This is a genomic window from Pseudarthrobacter sp. 1C304, from assembly GCF_052245515.1.
Classification (GTDB): Bacteria; Actinomycetota; Actinomycetes; order Actinomycetales; family Micrococcaceae; genus Arthrobacter.
On record NZ_JBQQCH010000001.1, the window covers coordinates 526,089 to 542,630 of the forward strand.

Consider the following 16,542-nt stretch of genomic DNA (forward strand, 5'->3'; position numbering starts at 1 on the left):
CATCACCCCCGGGATGGGCGCTACGTGACCCCGCGTTGCTTTGGGCCGGGCTGGGCGGGTCCGGAGGTAGCGGTGTCCTCTGCGGTGTCCGCCTGGGCTTCCTCGCGGCCGTCAGCCAGGGGATGGGCACGTTCATCGGACCGCATCCGCGCGGCGACCATGGCGACGGCGGCCATGACCGGGCACACGGTTCCGGCGACCAGGAAAATCAGCCCCACCGGCACAACCTCGGCGACCGGCCCGGCAAGGGCCATGGAGACCGGCATGAGGGCCAGCGACACGAAAAAGTCCAGGCTGGAGACCCGTCCCAGCAGGTGCGGCGGCACGCGGCGCTGCAGCAGGGTTCCCCAGATCACCATGCCCATTCCGCCCGTGGCACCGAAAATGAACAGGGCGGCGGCCAGCGCCCAGAAGCTGTCCATGATGCCGACGGCGGCCAGCGGCAGGGTGCCGGCACCCCAGCTCACCATCATCACGGTGAGGTAGCGGCGCGGCAGCGGGAAAGAGGCTGTGGCCAGCGAGGCCGCGGCACCGCCGACGCCCAGGACCGCGAGCAGGAAGCCGAACATCCGGGAATCCCCGCCGAGCTGGTCGCGGACCACGAACGGCAGGAGCACTTCGATGGGACCGATCAGGAACAGCACGGAAATGCAGGCCCACAGCAGCGTCCACAGCAGCCAGGGCGTGCGGGCCGTATAGCTGACACCCTCGCGGAGGTCATGCAGCACGGACGTTTTGCCGCGCGGGCCGGCATCAGCGCCGGCCGCGCCCGCCGCGGGCAGGGGCCCCCGCCGGAGCAGGTTCAGGATGCAGAACGCCAGCAGGTGGCAGGCCGCCACGCCGGACACGGCGTGCGCGGGGGACAGCGAGGCGACCAGGATGCCCGCGACGGCGGGGCCCGCGGCCTGCTGCAGGATGGGCCGCATGGTCCCCTCCATGCCGTTGGCCGCGAGCAGGTCTTCCGGCGGCAGGATCCGGGGAAGGATCGCGGAGTAGGCGGGGAAGAAGAACGCGGCCCCAACGCCGAGCACAAACGCTCCCGCCGCCAGATGCCAGAGCTGCAGCCAGCCCAGCATGGCCAGCCCGCTGATGGCGGCAATGACGGCAAGGTTGGCCGCCTCGACCGCGATGATCAGCAACCGCTGCGGGAACCGGTCCGCCGCGATGCCCCCGGCCAGCACGAACGCCACGAGGCCCACGCTGCCGGCCGCAGCCACAAGCGAGAGCTCCAGCGGGCCCCCGCCCAGGTGGATCACCTCGTAGACCATTGCCACGGCCCACATCCCGGAGCCAAAGATGGAGATGGCCAGGGCCGCAATCAGCACACGGTATTCCCGGTGCGCAAAAGGACGGAGGGCCCTGAGCGAACGCATGGGTCCAGTCTAGGACCCCTCGCCGGTCCCGCCCGAGCCGTCGCCGGCACACTCCTCCGGGGCCCTGATGGAATAGCCTGCCGCGGCCGCGGGTTGCCGCCTGATGGGAAGGGCAACCCACCGGTACGCCCCGCTCCCACTAACTGAGAAACGGAGATGGTGGATTTATGACTGCCTACAAGACAGTGAACCCCGCGACCGGAGAAACGTTGAAAGAGTTCCCGCTCGCCACCGAGGCCGAGGTGGAGAACGCGCTCGCAGCCTCAAAAAGCGCCTTCGCGCAGTGGCAGGCGGCGCCTGTGGAGGCCCGGGCCAAGGTGATTGCCCGGGTGGCCGAGCTGTACCGGGAGCGCCGGGATGAGCTGGCCCGGCTGATTGCCACGGAAATGGGCAAGCCGCTGGCCCAGTCCCGCGGCGAGGTGGGCCTCGTCGCTGACATCTACGCGTACTACGCAGAGGAAGGGCCGGCGTTCCTCAAAGACGAGCTCCTGGACGTCAAGGGCGGCGGCGAGGCGATCGTCCGCTCCGCCCCGGTGGGACCGCTGCTGGGCATCATGCCGTGGAACTACCCCTACTACCAGGTGGCGCGGTTCGCGGCCCCCAACCTGATCCTCGGCAACACCATCCTGCTCAAGCACGCAGGCAGCTGCCCCCAGTCCGCCCTCGCCATTGAGCAGATCTTCAAGGACGCAGGGCTCCCCGAAGGCGCCTACACCAACTTGTTCCTGAGCAACGACCAGGTTGCCGAAGTCATTGCCGATGACCGCGTCCAGGGGGTCTCCCTGACCGGCAGCGAACGGGCAGGGTCGGCGGTCGCCGAGGTGGCCGGCCGGAACCTCAAGAAGTACGTGCTGGAACTGGGCGGCAGCGATCCTTTCATCGTCCTCGACTCCGACGACCTGGATGCCACCGTCAAGGCCGCGGTCAGCGGGCGGATGGGGAACGCCGGGCAGGCCTGCACCGCCTCCAAGCGGTTCATCATCCTCGAGGACCTCTACGAGGAATTCGTGGAAAAGTTCACCGCCAGGATGTCCGCGATCAAGCCGGGTGACCCCCTGCTGGCCGACACCCGGTTCGGCCCGCTGTCCTCCCAGAGTGCCGCCGACGGCCTCATCGAACAGATCCAGGACGCTGTGGACAAGGGCGCCATGCTGCGGACCGGCGGGCGTCACGTCCCCGGCCCCGGCGCCTACGTGGAGCCCACGGTGCTGACCGGCGTGACCCCCGGGATGCGGGCGTTCTCCGAGGAACTCTTCGGCCCGGCCGCGGTCATCTACAAGGTGGCCAGCGTGGAAGAAGCCATCGAACTGGCCAACGGCTCCCCCTACGGCCTCGGCGGGGCAGTGTTCAGCTCCGACGTCGAGAAGGCCAAGGCCGTCGCAGACCAGCTGGACACCGGCATGGTGTTCATCAACTCTGTGGCCGAAACGCAGGCGGACCTGCCGTTCGGCGGGGTGAAGCGCTCCGGCGTCGGACGCGAACTGGCGCGGTTCGGGATGGACGAGTTCGTCAACAAGAAGCTCATCCGCACCCCGCGCTAAATCCCGGCCCCGCCCGGCGCCCTCCCTCCGGGCGGGCGCCGGGCGGGGCGCAGGCGGGCAAGTGGCCTAGTGTTAACGCAGGACGAAACTCAGCACACTTACGGTTCACGGAGAGGCGACGATGGCCAAGCGCAGCAACCCGGCAATGAAGATGGCGCAGAAATCGGCACACAACGCGATGTTCGACGCCGAGGGTAAGCCCAAGCCCGGGGTCCACAACGTGCTCCTGCGGGCCGTCGAAGTCCAGCGCCCGCTGGTGCTGGCCAACCTTCGCCGGCTTCAGCGGAAACATCCGCATGCCACCGCGGCGCAGCTTGCAGCGGTACTGGAACGCGACTACCTCATCGCCGTCACCGGCGGCGGCGCGCTGGTTGGCGGCGCTGCAGTGGTCCCCGGCGTGGGAACGGCCGCCGCGCTGGGCCTCTCGGCCGCCGCCACCGTCGGCTTCCTTGAAGCGACCGCGCTGTTCTCCACCTCCCTCGCGGAACTGCACGGCGTGCGGCTGGTGGATCCCGAGAAGGCCAGCACCCTGGTGATGGCGATCATGCTGGGCGAGGAGGGTACGGCGCTGCTCAGCTCACTGAGCGGCCAGGCCGCCGGGCAGGGCAAGGGTCCCACCCAGGCCTGGGGATCCCTCTTCTCCCGGAAGGTACCGCTCTCGGGCTTCGGCACCGTACGGGAGCGGATCCAGACCATGTTCCTCCGGACCCTGCTGAAGCAGCAGGGCACCGCCTGGCTGGGCCGGGCCCTGCCGTTCGGCATCGGCGCCGTCGTCGGTGGGGTGGGCAACCGGGTCATGGGCCGGGCCGTCGTTGCGAACGCCAAGGAAGCGTTCGGCCCCTTGCCGCTCGTCATTCCCGGGGAGCTCGGGGGCCCAGGAGCTGCTCCGGGCCCGCAGGCCGCCCGCATCGACCGCGGATACCCGGGACCGGAGGCCAACGGCACACACGCCCAGGGCGCAAGCGCCGGAGGCACCAAGGACGATTCCCGGCAGGAAGGCGGCACGTTTTGGATCTGAACGCCGATCTGGGCGAGTCCTTTGGGACCTGGACCATGGGCGACGACGCCGCGATGCTCCCCCTGGTCACGAGCACCAGCGTGGCCTGCGGGCTGCACGCCGGGGACCCCGTGACCATGCTGGACACCTGCCGGGCGGCCTACGAGCTGGACGTCCGGGTGGGCGCCCACCTGGGCTACCCGGACCTGGCCGGCTTTGGGCTCCGGGCCATGGACATCACCTTCGATGACCTCTTCGGCGCCGTGCTTTACCAGCTGGGCGCCCTGGACGGGGTGGCCCATGCCGTGGGCGCCTCGGTGGACTACGTCAAGCTGCACGGGGCGCTCTACGACCGGACAGTGCGCGACGCCGAGCAGGCCTCCGCCGTGGTGGCCGCCATCCAGGCCTACGATCCGGGCCTTCCTGTCCTGGCCTTGGAGGGCTCCGCCCTGCTGGGGATCGCCCGGGACGCGGGCAGCCCGGTGTTCCACGAAGCCTTCGCCGACCGCGCGTACCTGCCGGACGGCACGCTGGTGCCGCGTGGGGATGAGGAATCCGTCATCGACGACCCCGAGGAAGTAGTGGAGCGGGCGCTCCGCCTGGCCCTCAAGGGCGAAGTCCTGGCGGTCGACGGCACGGTGCTCACGCTGACGCCGCATTCCCTGTGCCTGCACGGCGACACCCCGGGCTCGGTGGCGGTGGCCGCCGCTGTCCGCGCTGCCCTGGAGAAGGCCGGCGTCGAACTGGAGTCCTTCGCCTAGACGGACCCGGCGCCAGCCGTCCCGCGCCTGGCCAGTGCCGTAAGGCCCTATCCGGCCCCTGCGGCGGCCCCTAGTTTGAGGGGCATGACTGCCGGAGGCGCCGCGGGGTTGGACGGACCCGCCTCGGATGCAATGCTGAAGCTGGGCCGATTCTTCACGAAATGGGACCAGACCGACGACGGAAGGGCGGTGTTCCGGGAAGGCGGCCGCAAGGGCGATATCTTCTACCGGGACCGCTGGAGCCACGACAAGGTGGTCCGCTCCACGCACGGGGTGAACTGCACCGGCTCTTGCTCCTGGAAGGTGTACGTCAAGGACGGCATCATCACCTGGGAATCCCAGCAGACCGACTACCCCTCGGTGGGACCGGACAGCCCGGAATACGAACCCCGGGGGTGCCCGCGCGGGGCGGCCTTCTCCTGGTACACCTATTCGCCCACCCGGGTCCGGTTCCCCTACGTGCGCGGTGTCCTGGTCGAGATGTACCGCGAGGCGAAAGCCCGGCTGGGCGACCCGGTCCTGGCCTTCGCCGAGGTCGCGGGGGACCCGGAGCGGCGCCGCCGCTACCAGCGGGCCCGCGGCAAGGGCGGGCTGGTCCGTGTCTCCTGGCAGGAGGCGATCGAGATCGCCGCCGCCGCGCACGTCAACACGATCAAGAACTACGGGCCGGACCGCTGCGCCGGCTTCTCGCCGATCCCGGCGATGTCCATGGTCTCGCACGCCGTCGGAACCCGCTTCATGCAGCTGATCGGCGGGGTGATGACGTCCTTTTACGACTGGTACGCCGACCTTCCCGTGGCCAGCCCGCAGGTGTTCGGGGACCAGACCGACGTCCCGGAATCCGGGGACTGGTGGGACGCCCGGTACCTCATGATGTGGGGCTCCAACGTCCCCGTCACCCGCACCCCGGACGCGCACTGGATGGCCGAGGTGCGCTACCGGGGAACCAAGGTGGTCACGGTCAGCCCGGACTATGCGGACAACACCAAGTTCGCCGACGAATGGCTCCCCGCACAGGCCGGCACCGACGCAGCGCTGGCGATGGCGATGGGGCACGTCATGCTCAAGGAGTTCTTCGTCGAGCGCGAGGTGCCGTTCTTCACCGGCTACGTCCGCCAGTACACGGACCTGCCGTTCCTGGTCCGGCTGGAACGGCGCGACGACGGCTCCCTCACCCCGGCGAAGTTCCTCACCGCCAAGGACCTCCGCGCCGAAGCCGGGGCGGAGGACGCGGCGTTCCGCACCGTCCTGTTCAACAAGGCGACCGGCAGCCCGGTGGTCCCCAACGGTTCCCTGGGGTTCCGCTACTCCGGCAGCGGCGAGGGCAAATGGAACCTGGACCTCGAGGGGATCGACCCCGCACTGTCCCTGCGCGAGGTGTCCGGGGAGAGCGCCGAGATCCTGCTGCCGTGCTTCGAGGACGCCGGCGGGGACGGCAGCGTGCTCCGGCGCGGCGTGCCGGTCCTGGACGTCGAAGGCCAGCTGGTCACCACTGTGTTCGACCTGATGCTGGCCCAGTACGGCGTAGGCCGCGACGGGCTCCCGGGGGAGTGGGCCGCCGGCTATGACGACGCCGCCACTCCCTACACCCCGGCCTGGCAGGAGGAAATCACCTCCGTCCCGGCCCGGGCCTGCATCCGGGTGGCGCGCGAATTCGCCCGCAACGCCGAGCAGTCCCAGGGCCGGTCCATGATCATCATGGGCGCCGGGATCTGCCAGTGGTTCCACGGGGACACCACGTACCGGGCGGTGCTGGCGCTGGTGATGCTGACCGGCTGCCTGGGCCGCAACGGCGGCGGCTGGGCGCACTACGTGGGCCAGGAAAAGACCCGGCCCGTCACCGGCTGGCTGTCGCTGGCCAACGCCCTGGACTGGTCCCGCCCGCCCCGGACCATGATCGGCACCGGCTACTGGTACATGCACACGGACCAGTGGCGGCAGGACGGCTACTCCGCCGATGCGCTGAAATCCCCGCTCTCCACCGGAAACCTCGACGGCATGCACACCGCGGACGCCCTCGCCCAGTCCGCCCGTCTCGGCTGGATGCCCTTCTACCCCCAGTTCAACCGCAACCCGCTGGACCTCGCCGACGAGGCGGAAGCCGCCGTCGCCGCCGGGACCGCGAAGGACACCCCCGGCTACATCGCGGACGCGCTGAAGAACCGAACCCTGAATCCGGCGATCGAGGACGTCGACGCCCCCGAAAACTGGCCGCGGACCCTGGTGCTGTGGCGCTCCAACCTGTTCGGCTCCTCGGCCAAGGGCAATGAGTACTTCCTGCGGAACCTGCTGGGCACCCACAACAACGTCCTCGGAGAGGACCACGCCGCGGGGCTCAAACCGCGGGACGTGAAGTGGCGTGAGCGGGCGCCGGAAGGAAAGCTGGACCTGCTGGTCTCCGCGGACTTCCGGATGACGTCCACCACCCTGCTGTCCGACGTCGTGTTCCCGGCCGCCACCTGGTACGAGAAGCACGACCTGTCCTCCACCGACATGCACCCCTTTGTGCACGCCTTCACCCCGGCGATCGACCCGCCGTGGGAGACCAAAACGGACTTCGACATGTTCCACCTCCTCGCCCAGGAGGTCTCCCGGATGGCCAAGACCCACCTGGGCGTCCGCCGGGACCTGGTCAGCGTGCCGCTGCAGCACGATACACCCGGGCAGCTGGCCCAGCCCGGCGGGACCGTGCGCGACTGGCGGGACGCGTCAATTCCCGCGGTCCCGGGCCAGAACATGCCCGTCTTCTCCGTTGTGGAGCGGGACTACACCGCCATCGCGGACAAGCTGGCCGCCGTCGGGCCGCTGGCCGACAAACTCGGCTTCACGGTCAAGAACGTCACCTACAAACTGGCCGGAGCGCTGGACCGGCTGAGCCGCGCCAACGGCGTGATGCTGGGCGGCGCCGCGGACGGCCGCCCCGCGATCGACACCGACGCCAAGATGGCCGAGGCCATTCTGGCCTTCTCCGGCACCACCAACGGCGCGCTGTCCGTGCAGGGTTTCAAGGACCTGGAGGTCCGCACCGGGAAGAAGCTGGCCGACCTGTCCGAGGGGTCAGAAGAAAAGTTCATTACCTTCGCGCAAACCCAGGCCGCCCCGGTTCCCGTGATCACGTCGCCGGAATGGTCCGGCTCCGAGACCGGCGGCCGGCGCTACGCACCCTTTACCATCAACATCGAACGGCTGAAGCCCTTCCACACGCTGACCGGGCGGATGCACTTCTTCCTCGACCACGACTGGATGCGGGACATCGGCGAGGCTTTGCCGATCTACCGTCCGCCGCTGGACATGCACCGGCTCTTCGGCGAACCCAAACTCGGCCGCGACGGGGCCATGGAGGTGGTGGTCCGCTACCTGACCCCGCACTCCAAATGGTCCATCCACTCCGAATACCAGGACAACCTGCTGATGCTCTCGCTCTCCCGCGGCGGCCCGACGGTCTGGATGAGCCCCGTTGACGCCGACGCCATCCAGGTCCGGGACAACGACTGGGTGGAGTGCCAGAACATCAACGGCGTCCTAGTGGCCCGGGCGATTGTCAGCCACCGGATGCCGGCCGGCGTGGTGTACGTCCACCACGCGCAGGAACGCACCATCGACGTGCCCAAGTCCGAGGCCACCGGCCGGCGCGGCGGCATCCACAACTCCGTGACCCGGCTGCTGGTCAAACCCTCGCACCTGATCGGCGGCTACGCGCAGCTGGCTTACGCATTCAACTACCTTGGCCCCACCGGAAACCAGCGCGACATGGTGGCCACCGTCCGGCGTCGTTCCCAGGAGGTGCAGTACTGATGCGAGTGATGGCTCAGATGGGCATGGTCATGAACCTGGACAAATGCATCGGCTGCCACACCTGTTCCGTGACCTGCAAGCAGGCGTGGACCAACCGTGCGGGTACCGAATACGTCTGGTTCAACAACGTGGAGACCCGCCCCGGCCAGGGGTATCCGCGCCGCTACGAGGACCAGGAGAAGTGGCGGGGCGGATGGGTGCTGAACAAGCGTGGAAAACTGGTGCTCAAAGGCGGCGGCCGGGTCAGGAAAATGCTCGGGATTTTTGCCAGCCCGGTCCAGCCCGAGCTCAAGGACTACTACGAGCCGTGGACCTACGACTACAAAACCCTGGTGGACGCGCCGCTGGGCGATGATTTTCCGGTGGCGCGGCCGAAGTCGCTGATCACCGGCGAGGACACGAAGATCACGTGGTCCGCGAACTGGGACGACGACCTGGGCGGTTCCGCCGAGCACGGCCACCTGGACCCGCTGGTGGAGAAGGTCCGGCGCGAGTCCGAGGACAAGATCAAGTTCGCCTACGAGCAGACCTTTATGTTCTACCTGCCGCGGATCTGCGAGCACTGCCTGAACCCGTCCTGCATGGCCTCCTGTCCCTCCGGGGCCATCTACAAGCGGGTGGAGGACGGGATTGTGCTGGTGGACCAGGACCGGTGCCGCGGCTGGCGGCAGTGCGTCACCGGCTGCCCCTACAAAAAGATCTACTTCAACCACAAGACCGGCAAGGCCGAGAAGTGTACGTTCTGCTACCCCCGGGTGGAGGTGGGGCTCCCGACGGTCTGCTCGGAGACGTGCGTGGGCCGGCTGCGGTATCTCGGACTGTTCCTGTACGACGCCGACGCCGTCACCGCGGCCGCCGCGGTCACCGACCCGCAGGAACTCTACGACGCGCAGATGGATGTGCTGCTGGACCCGGCCGACCCCGTTGTGCAGGCTGAGGCCCGGGCGCAGGGCATCCCGGAGGACTGGATCGACGCGGCCCGGCGCTCGCCGGTCTACGCCCTGGCCAAGGTCTATAAGGTGGCGCTGCCGCTGCACCCCGAATACCGGACCATGCCCATGGTCTGGTACGTGCCGCCGCTGTCCCCGGTGGTGGACCTGCTGCGCGACCAGGGGCACGACGGCGAGGACGCCGGCAACCTGTTCGGCGCGATCGACGCGCTCCGCATCCCGGTGGAGTACCTGGCCGAGCTCTTCACCGCCGGGGACGCCGGCCGGGTCACGGGGGTGCTGCGGAAGCTCGCGGCGATGCGCTCCTTTATGCGCGGCATCAGCCTCGGCAACGACCCGGACGAGTCCATCCCCGAGTCTGTCGGGATGGACGGCCAGAGCATGTACGAGATGTACCGGCTGATGGCGATCGCGAAATACGAGGAACGCTACGTCATCCCGAAGGCGCACGTGGAGCAGGCCCACGACCTGGAGGAAATGGGCTGTTCCCTGGACTTCGACGGCGGGCCTGGCATGCAGGATTCCGCACCGTTCGGGGAGGCCAGCGGGAGGCCCGTCCCCGTGGCGGTGGAGACTTTCAACGCGCTGCGCGACCGGCAGACGTCCGGCTCCGCGCCGGGCGAGGCCACCCTGCGCGGCCGGGTGAACCTGCTGAACTGGGACGGCACGGGGTCACCCCCGGGGCTTTTTCCGGAAAGAGCGCTTTTTCCGGAGAGAGGCCCGGAAAAGGGCCCCGAACCGGGCACCCTGGCGGCTGAGGACCAGCCGTGAGCCGCCGCGATCAGGTGCTGTATCTCGCCGCCGCATGGTGCCTGTCCTACCCGGACGAGGACCTGGTGGGCAAGATCCCCCTGATGCGGGCCGCGCTCGCGGAGTTCCCCCACGCCGTCGTCGACTTCGAAGACGTGCTGGACGCCCTGGAAACCACGCCGCTGATGGAAAGCCAGGCCGGCTACGTGCGCGAGTTCGACCTCGGCAAGCGCCACGCCCTCCACCTGTCCTACTGGACGGACGGGGACACCCGGCGCCGCGGCGAAGTCCTGGGCAACTTCAAGAAGACCTACCGGCAAAGCGACGTCCTGGTGGACACCCACGGGGAGCTGCCGGACTACCTGCCCATGGTGCTGGAATTCGCTGCCCTGGTGGACCTTGCCGCGGGCCGCGGGCTGCTGGCCAGGTACCGGGCCAGCCTGGAGATGCTCCGCTTCGGACTGCTCCGGGACAATCTTCCGCACGCCCGGATCCTGCAGGCCGTCTGCGCCACCCTGCCGGGGAAATCGCCCGCGGACGAGCAGGCCGTGATGCGGATGGCCGGCTACGGGCCGCCCACCGAAGCGGTGGGCCTGGACCCCTACGATCCGCGGCTGCTGCCCGTGAAGGGGGCCTGACCATGCTGGCGTCCGAAATAGAGCCCGGAGCCGCCGTCGAGCTCAGTGCCCTGGACATCGTGCTCTGGGGCGTGCTGCCCTACGTCATGGTTGTGGTGCTGGTGGGAGGCCTGGTCTGGCGCTACAAATACGACCAGTTCGGCTGGACCACCCGTTCCTCGCAGCTGTACGAATCCCGGCTGCTGCGGATCGCCTCGCCCTTGTTCCACTTCGGGCTGCTCGCCGTGATCGCGGGCCACTTCTTCGGACTGGTCATTCCGATGGCCTGGACCCAGGCGGTGGGCATGAGCCAGGACTTCTACCATTTCAACGCCCTCTTCGTCGGTGGCATCGCGGGGGTGGGCACCCTGGGCGGGATCATCCTGCTGATCTACCGCCGCCGCACCACCGGCCCGGTCTTTATGGCCACCACCGGCAATGACAAGACCATGTATGTGGTGCTGACCGGGGCGATTGTGCTCGGGCTGTGGACCACCCTGGCGAGTGTGTTCGAGGGCGAACACGGACACAACTACCGCGAAACCGTGGCGCCGTGGTTCCGTTCCCTGTTCATCTTCCAGCCCGACCTCGCAGCCATGGCCGCCGCGCCGTTCTCCTTCCACCTGCACACGCTGGTGGGCATGGCGCTCTTCGTGATCTGGCCCTTTACCCGGCTGGTCCATGCCTTCACCGCGCCGTTGCACTACCTGTTCCGCCCCTACATCGTTTACCGCTCCCGGGACCGGCAGCCCGGCGGCGCCAAAGCCGGCTCCGGCAGGCCCGGCGCCGCTGCCGGCCGCGCGTCGAACGTCCCCGCCCGCCGCGGCTGGTCCGCCGTCGGAACCCGGGACCGGGACACCCGGAACCGCTGAGCAACACTGCGACCGATCTGTCGAGCCGACGCCTAACCGAGAGGAAGACCAGTGGCTGGATCCGAGCCCGTTCCTTCAGCCGCCCCCGCCGGGCGGACGCTTAACCTGGTGCTCGCCACCTCGGCCTCGGTGGCCGGGTTCTGGGCCTGGAACTCGGTGGCCACGCTCGGCGCCTTCTACACGCAGAACCTCGAGCTGACCCCGGCCGCCACCGGTGTGCTGGTGGCGATGCCGGTGTTCGTCGGTTCGTTGGGCCGGATCGTGGTGGGCGCCCTCACCGACAAGCACGGCGGCCGGGCCATGTTCACCTTCGTGCTGCTGGCGTCCATCCTCCCGATCCTGCTCGTGGCGGTCGGCGGGCTCCTGAGTTCCTTCGCCCTCGTGCTGGGTGCGGGGCTGCTGCTGGGCGTCGCCGGAACGGTCTTCGCGGTCGGGATCCCTTTTGTCAGCGCCTGGTACGAGCCGTCCCGGCGCGGGTTTGCCACCGGCGTGTTCGGCGCCGGCATGGGCGGCACCGCGCTCGCGGCGTTCCTCAATCCCCGGCTGGTGGCCGGGATCGGCTACTTCCCGACGCATCTGCTGATTGCCGGGATCCTGGCTGTCATGGCGGCGCTGGTCTGGTTCCTGATGAAGGAGGCACCGGGCTGGACCCGCAGCAAGCAGCCTGTCATGCCCAAGCTGCTGGACGCCGTCAAGACCCCCGTCACCTGGAAGATGTGCTTCCTGTACGCCGTGGTCTTCGGGGGCTTCGTCTCCTTCGCGACCTACCTGCCCACCTACCTCCGCGACGTCTACAGTTTCGATCCGAGCGGGGCCGGGGCGCGCACCGCAGGTTTCGCGCTGGCAGCCGTCCTGGCCCGGCCGCTGGGCGGCGTGCTGGCGGACAAGTTCGGGCCCAAGCCGATCGTCATCGCCTCACTGGCGGGCGTCGCCGTCCTGGCCTGGGTGGTGAACCTGCAGCCGGACGGCGAGGTCCCGGCCGGCCTGACGTTCGTCGCCATGGCGGCGGCGCTGGGCCTCGGGGCGGGCGGCGTGTTCGCGTGGGTGGGGGTGCTCGCCCCGCCAGGGAAAGTCGGCAGCATCAGCGGAGTTGTCAGCGCGGCCGGCGGCCTGGGCGGCTACTTCCCGCCGCTGATCATGGGAGCGACCTACGACGCCGCGTCGCGCAGCTACTCGATCGGGCTGCTGCTGCTGGTGGTCACGGCGCTGGCCGCCCTGGTCTTCACCATTTTCGCCGTGCCGGGCAGGACGAAGGCGAAGGTCACGGCATGACCGCCAGGGCGTCCGCCTGGTCAGGCGCGGTCCTCACATTCTTGCTGCTGAGTGCCTGCTCCTGTGGTGCACCGGCCGGGCCTGCAACACCGGCCGGGCCTTCAACCCCGTCCAGCCCGGGGGCTCCGGCTCCTGCAGCGACCGGAACCCCGACGGCGGCACCGGCGACAGCGCCCGCCTCACCGGGCCCGTCCGGCACGGCGGGCAGCCCGCCGGCGTCGGAGAACTGGACCACGTACACCACGGCGGCCGGCGACCTGACGTTCGATCTTCCCTCCACCTGGCGGGTCCGCGACCCGGCCGGGGAGCTGGCCGAAGGCGGAGGCGCGTTCGCGGAGGTGACCACCGGGGACGGCCGGCTTATGGCGACGCTCCGCACCAACATGGCAACTGGTTCCACATGCATCGAAAAGTACCCGTACGCCGTGCTGGACTCGCAGGAAATGCCGCAGCTGGCGCAGCCCGGGTGGGTGCCGCGGTACATGTTCGAAACCCGCGGCAACACCATGGCCCCCGGGCCGCCCGACACCCCGGCAGCGGCCTACGGCATTACGGCATTACCCCTGCCCGAAGGGGAATCAACCTGCTACATGTTCCATTTCTTCCTGTGGCCGCCCAACTCCGCCATGTTCGGGGCGTTTTACGACCCGGAGATCAATCTCACTCCGGGGGACCCTGCGCTGCCGTACCTGGAGAAAGCAAAGTTGTACGCCAGCACCGCCGAGTACAGGGCCATCAGGCGGATGATCACCTCCCTGCGGCCGGCGGGCTAGCGGAGAGCTGTTGGTTCGGTCAGGCGCCGCTAGCCGAAGACCAGGTGCGCCACCGTGAAGATCCCCAGCCCGGCGAGGGCGCCCACCACGGTGCCGTTGATGCGGATGAACTGCAGGTCCTTTCCGATCTGCAGCTCGATCTTCTGCGAGGTTTCCTCGGCGTCCCAGCGGGCCACCGTATCGGTGATCACCCCGGCAATGTCCGAACGGTACGTCCGCACGAGGTATCCCGCGGCGTCGCCGATCCACTTGTTTACCTTGCCGGCCAGCTCGGCGTCGGATACCAGCCGGGCGCCGAAATCGCGGACTGCGGCTTTGAACCGCACCGTGAGTTCGCTCTGGGGGTCGTCGACGGCGGAGAGCAGGGCGGCCTTGATGGTGCCCCACGTGCGGGACGCGAGTTCCCTGATCTCGGGATCGCCGAGCAGCTGGGCCTTGATGCCCTCGGCCCGGGCGATCATCACCGGATCGTGCTGCAGGTCCTGGGCGAGGTCCTTGAGGTACTTGTCGATCGACAGGCGGATCTGGTGCTGCGGATCGGCCTGCACGGCCCGGGTGAACTTCAGGATCTCGATATAGACCTTGTCGCCCACCAGCCCGTCCACGAACGACGGCACCCACGTGGGGGAGCGGTCCGTGACCAGCCGGTTGACCGTCTCCTGGTTGTCCCGCACCCAGTCCACCGTGCGGTCCACCAGGACATCCACCAGGGCGTGGTGGTGGCCGTCCTCGAAGACCCGCTGGGCCACCCGGCCCACCGGGGGACCCCACGGCGGGGCCAGCAGGTGCCGGCGGACCATGCCCTCGATCACGGCCTGGACATCGTCGTCGTTGAGCACCGTAAAAGCGCCGCGGATCACGGCCGCGCCTTCCTTGGCGACGCGCTCGGCGCCGCCCGGCCCGGAGAGCCAGGCTCCGGCTTTGCGGGCGATGTCGACAGAGGCAAGTTTCTCGTGGACCACCTCCTCCGAGAGGAAATTGGTCTCCACGAATTCACCCAGGGAGGCGCCGATCTGGTCCTTGCGCTGCGGGATGATGGCCGTGTGCGGGATCTTCACGCCCATGGGGTACTTGAACAGGGCGGTCACGGCGAACCAGTCGGCGAGGGCGCCCACCATGCCGCCCTCGGCGGCGGCGCGGACGTACTGGAGCCACGGGTACTGGTCCTGCAGGGCAAAAGCGACCACAAAAACGACCGCCATCAGGACCAGGAGAGAGAGCGCCAGCAGCTTCATCCTGCGCAGCGCGGAGGCCTTCTCGGCGTCGGCCGCGGCCATCCGCTGGCGGCGGGACGCGGCCCCGGCAGCGCGGTCCCCGGCGCCGCCGGGGCCTTCCGGACGGGTACTTGTCTCAGTATTCACCTGCATGTGCCCAGCCTAGTCCCGCATCGGGCCGGGCCGTCCGCTAACGTGGCAGCATGACGACTGACGAGTCCGCCACAGCCCGTCCGCTGGTCTACGCCCACCGCGGTGCAAGCGGTGCCTACGCCGAGCACACCCGGGCCGCCTACCTGCAGGCCATCGCCGACGGCGCCGACGGCGTCGAGTGCGACATCCACCTGACCCGGGACCAGCACGCGGTGCTCCTGCACGACGCCACCCTGGACCGTACGTCCGACGGCACCGGCCCGGTGGCGGACCGCACCCTCCACGAGCTCCGGCAGCTGGACTTCTCCTCCTGGAAGGGCGCCCGGATTCCGGACGCGTACGGTGCCAGGTCCACCCAGCTGCTGACCCTCCCGGAGCTGCTGGTCCTGCTGCAGGCCGCGGGCCGGGAGATCGGGCTGGCGATTGAGCTCAAACACCCCAGCCCGTTCCAGCTCAAACTGGAGGACCGGGTCCTGGAGGTTCTCCGGTCCCAGGGCTGGGACCCGGCGACATCCCGGCTCGGCAATATCAGCGTGTCCTTTATGAGCTTTAGCCCGGACTCGGTGAAACACCTCCTGAAGTCTGTCCCGGCCTCCGCCGTGTGCCAGCTCGTGGACGACGTCGACGTCGAGGAGATCCGCGAGGAGCTTGGCCTGGGCGCGCTGACCGGCGGGGCGCTCGCGAACCTGATGCGGTCCGCCCAGACCGAGGCCGAGCGCATCCTGGACGACTGCGAGACCGGGCTGGCCGGGCCGGGCATCGACTACGTCCGCGGCCACTCCCGAACCGTCCGGCGCTGGCTCAACTCAGGCCGCCGCTTCCGGGTGTGGACCGTGGACTCCGAGGACGACGTCGCGCTCTGCCAGGAACTCGGGGTCCACGAGATCACTACCAACCGGCCCGCCCAGGTCCTCGCCCAGCTGTTAGCCGGCTCCCGGAGCCGCTAGCCGGGCCTCCTAAGCTCCAGCTTTTCCCAGGGATGGTCCGGGAGCATGCGCTCACGGAACAGACGAAAAATTCGTGGGGGAGCTATGCATCGGACCGGTACAACCTTGATCTGCGCCTTGCTGGCGGGGCTGCTGGTCTCCTGCAGCCAGCTGCCGGGGACCATCGCTGCCTCCCCGGAGGCGGCGATGGTCCTCAAGGCGCCGGCGGATGCCGTGTCCGCGGTCGATCCGGCGGTTCACCAACGCGTGAAGAACCTCTGCATTGAACAACTCCAGGCGCAGGCCTCCGGCAAGGCCCCCGGGCCCACACAACTGCGCCCGCAAAAAGTCAGGCTGGTCAAGGTGGCCCTTCTCGGCGAGACCAGGCAGATCGCGCTTCCCGGCAGCACAACCGGCTACGAGCTTGGCATCGAATACATGTACAAAATGGGAAACGACGATGCGAAACCGGGGCGGAAATTGTGCCGGGCGGACCTGGCTGACTCAACCGTGGAGTGGCAGGGGATGACGGGCCCCTAGCCCGACGC

Annotated in this window: 13 protein-coding genes; 11 read left to right on the forward strand and 2 right to left on the reverse strand. The window is 69.0% G+C overall.

The window, feature by feature from the left end; all coding sequences use genetic code 11:
- Positions 1-20: 20 nt before the first annotated feature.
- A complete protein-coding gene (locus ACTWQD_RS02520) occupies positions 21-1,373 on the reverse strand; it encodes an MFS transporter (protein ID WP_443194618.1) in 1,353 nt (450 codons plus the stop codon).
- A 167-nt stretch (positions 1,374-1,540) separates the two neighbouring features.
- On the opposite strand from ACTWQD_RS02520, the gene ACTWQD_RS02525 reads away from it, so the two are divergent.
- The 9 genes from ACTWQD_RS02525 to ACTWQD_RS02565 all read left to right on the forward strand — a co-directional run bounded on the left by ACTWQD_RS02525 (position 1,541) and on the right by ACTWQD_RS02565 (position 13,701).
- Positions 1,541-2,914, forward strand: a complete 1,374-nt coding sequence (locus ACTWQD_RS02525; protein WP_443194619.1) for an NAD-dependent succinate-semialdehyde dehydrogenase — start codon at positions 1,541-1,543, stop codon at positions 2,912-2,914.
- A 121-nt stretch (positions 2,915-3,035) separates the two neighbouring features.
- Positions 3,036-3,932 carry a hypothetical protein gene (locus ACTWQD_RS02530; RefSeq protein WP_443194620.1) on the forward strand — a complete coding sequence of 299 codons (897 nt, stop codon included), beginning with the start codon at positions 3,036-3,038 and terminating at the stop codon, positions 3,930-3,932.
- A complete protein-coding gene (locus tag ACTWQD_RS02535) occupies positions 3,923-4,672 on the forward strand; it encodes a LamB/YcsF family protein (RefSeq protein ID WP_443194621.1) in 750 nt (249 codons plus the stop codon). The genes ACTWQD_RS02530 and ACTWQD_RS02535 overlap by 10 nt, the downstream gene beginning before the upstream one ends.
- Positions 4,673-4,756: 84 nt before the next feature.
- Entirely contained in the window at positions 4,757-8,467 is a 3,711-nt protein-coding gene (locus ACTWQD_RS02540; protein WP_443194622.1) for a nitrate reductase subunit alpha, read from the forward strand.
- On the forward strand, positions 8,467-10,188 hold the full coding sequence (gene narH / locus ACTWQD_RS02545) for a nitrate reductase subunit beta (protein ID WP_443194623.1): 1,722 nt from the start codon (positions 8,467-8,469) through the stop codon (positions 10,186-10,188). The genes ACTWQD_RS02540 and narH overlap by 1 nt, the downstream gene beginning before the upstream one ends.
- Positions 10,185-10,805 (forward strand): nitrate reductase molybdenum cofactor assembly chaperone, encoded by a 621-nt coding sequence (gene narJ / locus ACTWQD_RS02550; protein WP_443194624.1) that lies wholly within the window; start codon positions 10,185-10,187, stop codon positions 10,803-10,805. The genes narH and narJ overlap by 4 nt, the downstream gene beginning before the upstream one ends.
- Positions 10,806-10,807: 2 nt before the next feature.
- Entirely contained in the window at positions 10,808-11,656 is an 849-nt protein-coding gene (gene narI, locus ACTWQD_RS02555) for a respiratory nitrate reductase subunit gamma (RefSeq protein ID WP_443194625.1), read from the forward strand.
- Between the two features lie 51 nt (positions 11,657-11,707).
- Positions 11,708-12,928, forward strand: a complete 1,221-nt coding sequence (locus ACTWQD_RS02560) for an MFS transporter (protein WP_443194626.1) — start codon at positions 11,708-11,710, stop codon at positions 12,926-12,928.
- A complete protein-coding gene (locus tag ACTWQD_RS02565; protein ID WP_443194627.1) occupies positions 12,925-13,701 on the forward strand; it encodes a hypothetical protein in 777 nt (258 codons plus the stop codon). The genes ACTWQD_RS02560 and ACTWQD_RS02565 overlap by 4 nt, the downstream gene beginning before the upstream one ends.
- A gap of 29 nt (positions 13,702-13,730) precedes the next feature.
- On the opposite strand, the gene ACTWQD_RS02570 is transcribed toward ACTWQD_RS02565, so the two are convergent.
- Entirely contained in the window at positions 13,731-15,068 is a 1,338-nt protein-coding gene (locus ACTWQD_RS02570; protein WP_443194628.1) for a DUF445 domain-containing protein, read from the reverse strand.
- A gap of 50 nt (positions 15,069-15,118) precedes the next feature.
- Here ACTWQD_RS02570 and ACTWQD_RS02575 point away from each other — a divergent pair, with 50 nt between their 5' ends.
- Both ACTWQD_RS02575 and ACTWQD_RS02580 read left to right on the forward strand, forming a co-directional pair.
- Positions 15,119-16,015, forward strand: coding sequence for a glycerophosphodiester phosphodiesterase (locus ACTWQD_RS02575; protein ID WP_443194629.1), 897 nt, complete (start codon positions 15,119-15,121; stop codon positions 16,013-16,015).
- A gap of 84 nt (positions 16,016-16,099) precedes the next feature.
- Positions 16,100-16,534 (forward strand): hypothetical protein, encoded by a 435-nt coding sequence (locus ACTWQD_RS02580; protein ID WP_443194630.1) that lies wholly within the window; start codon positions 16,100-16,102, stop codon positions 16,532-16,534.
- Positions 16,535-16,542: the final 8 nt, after the last annotated feature.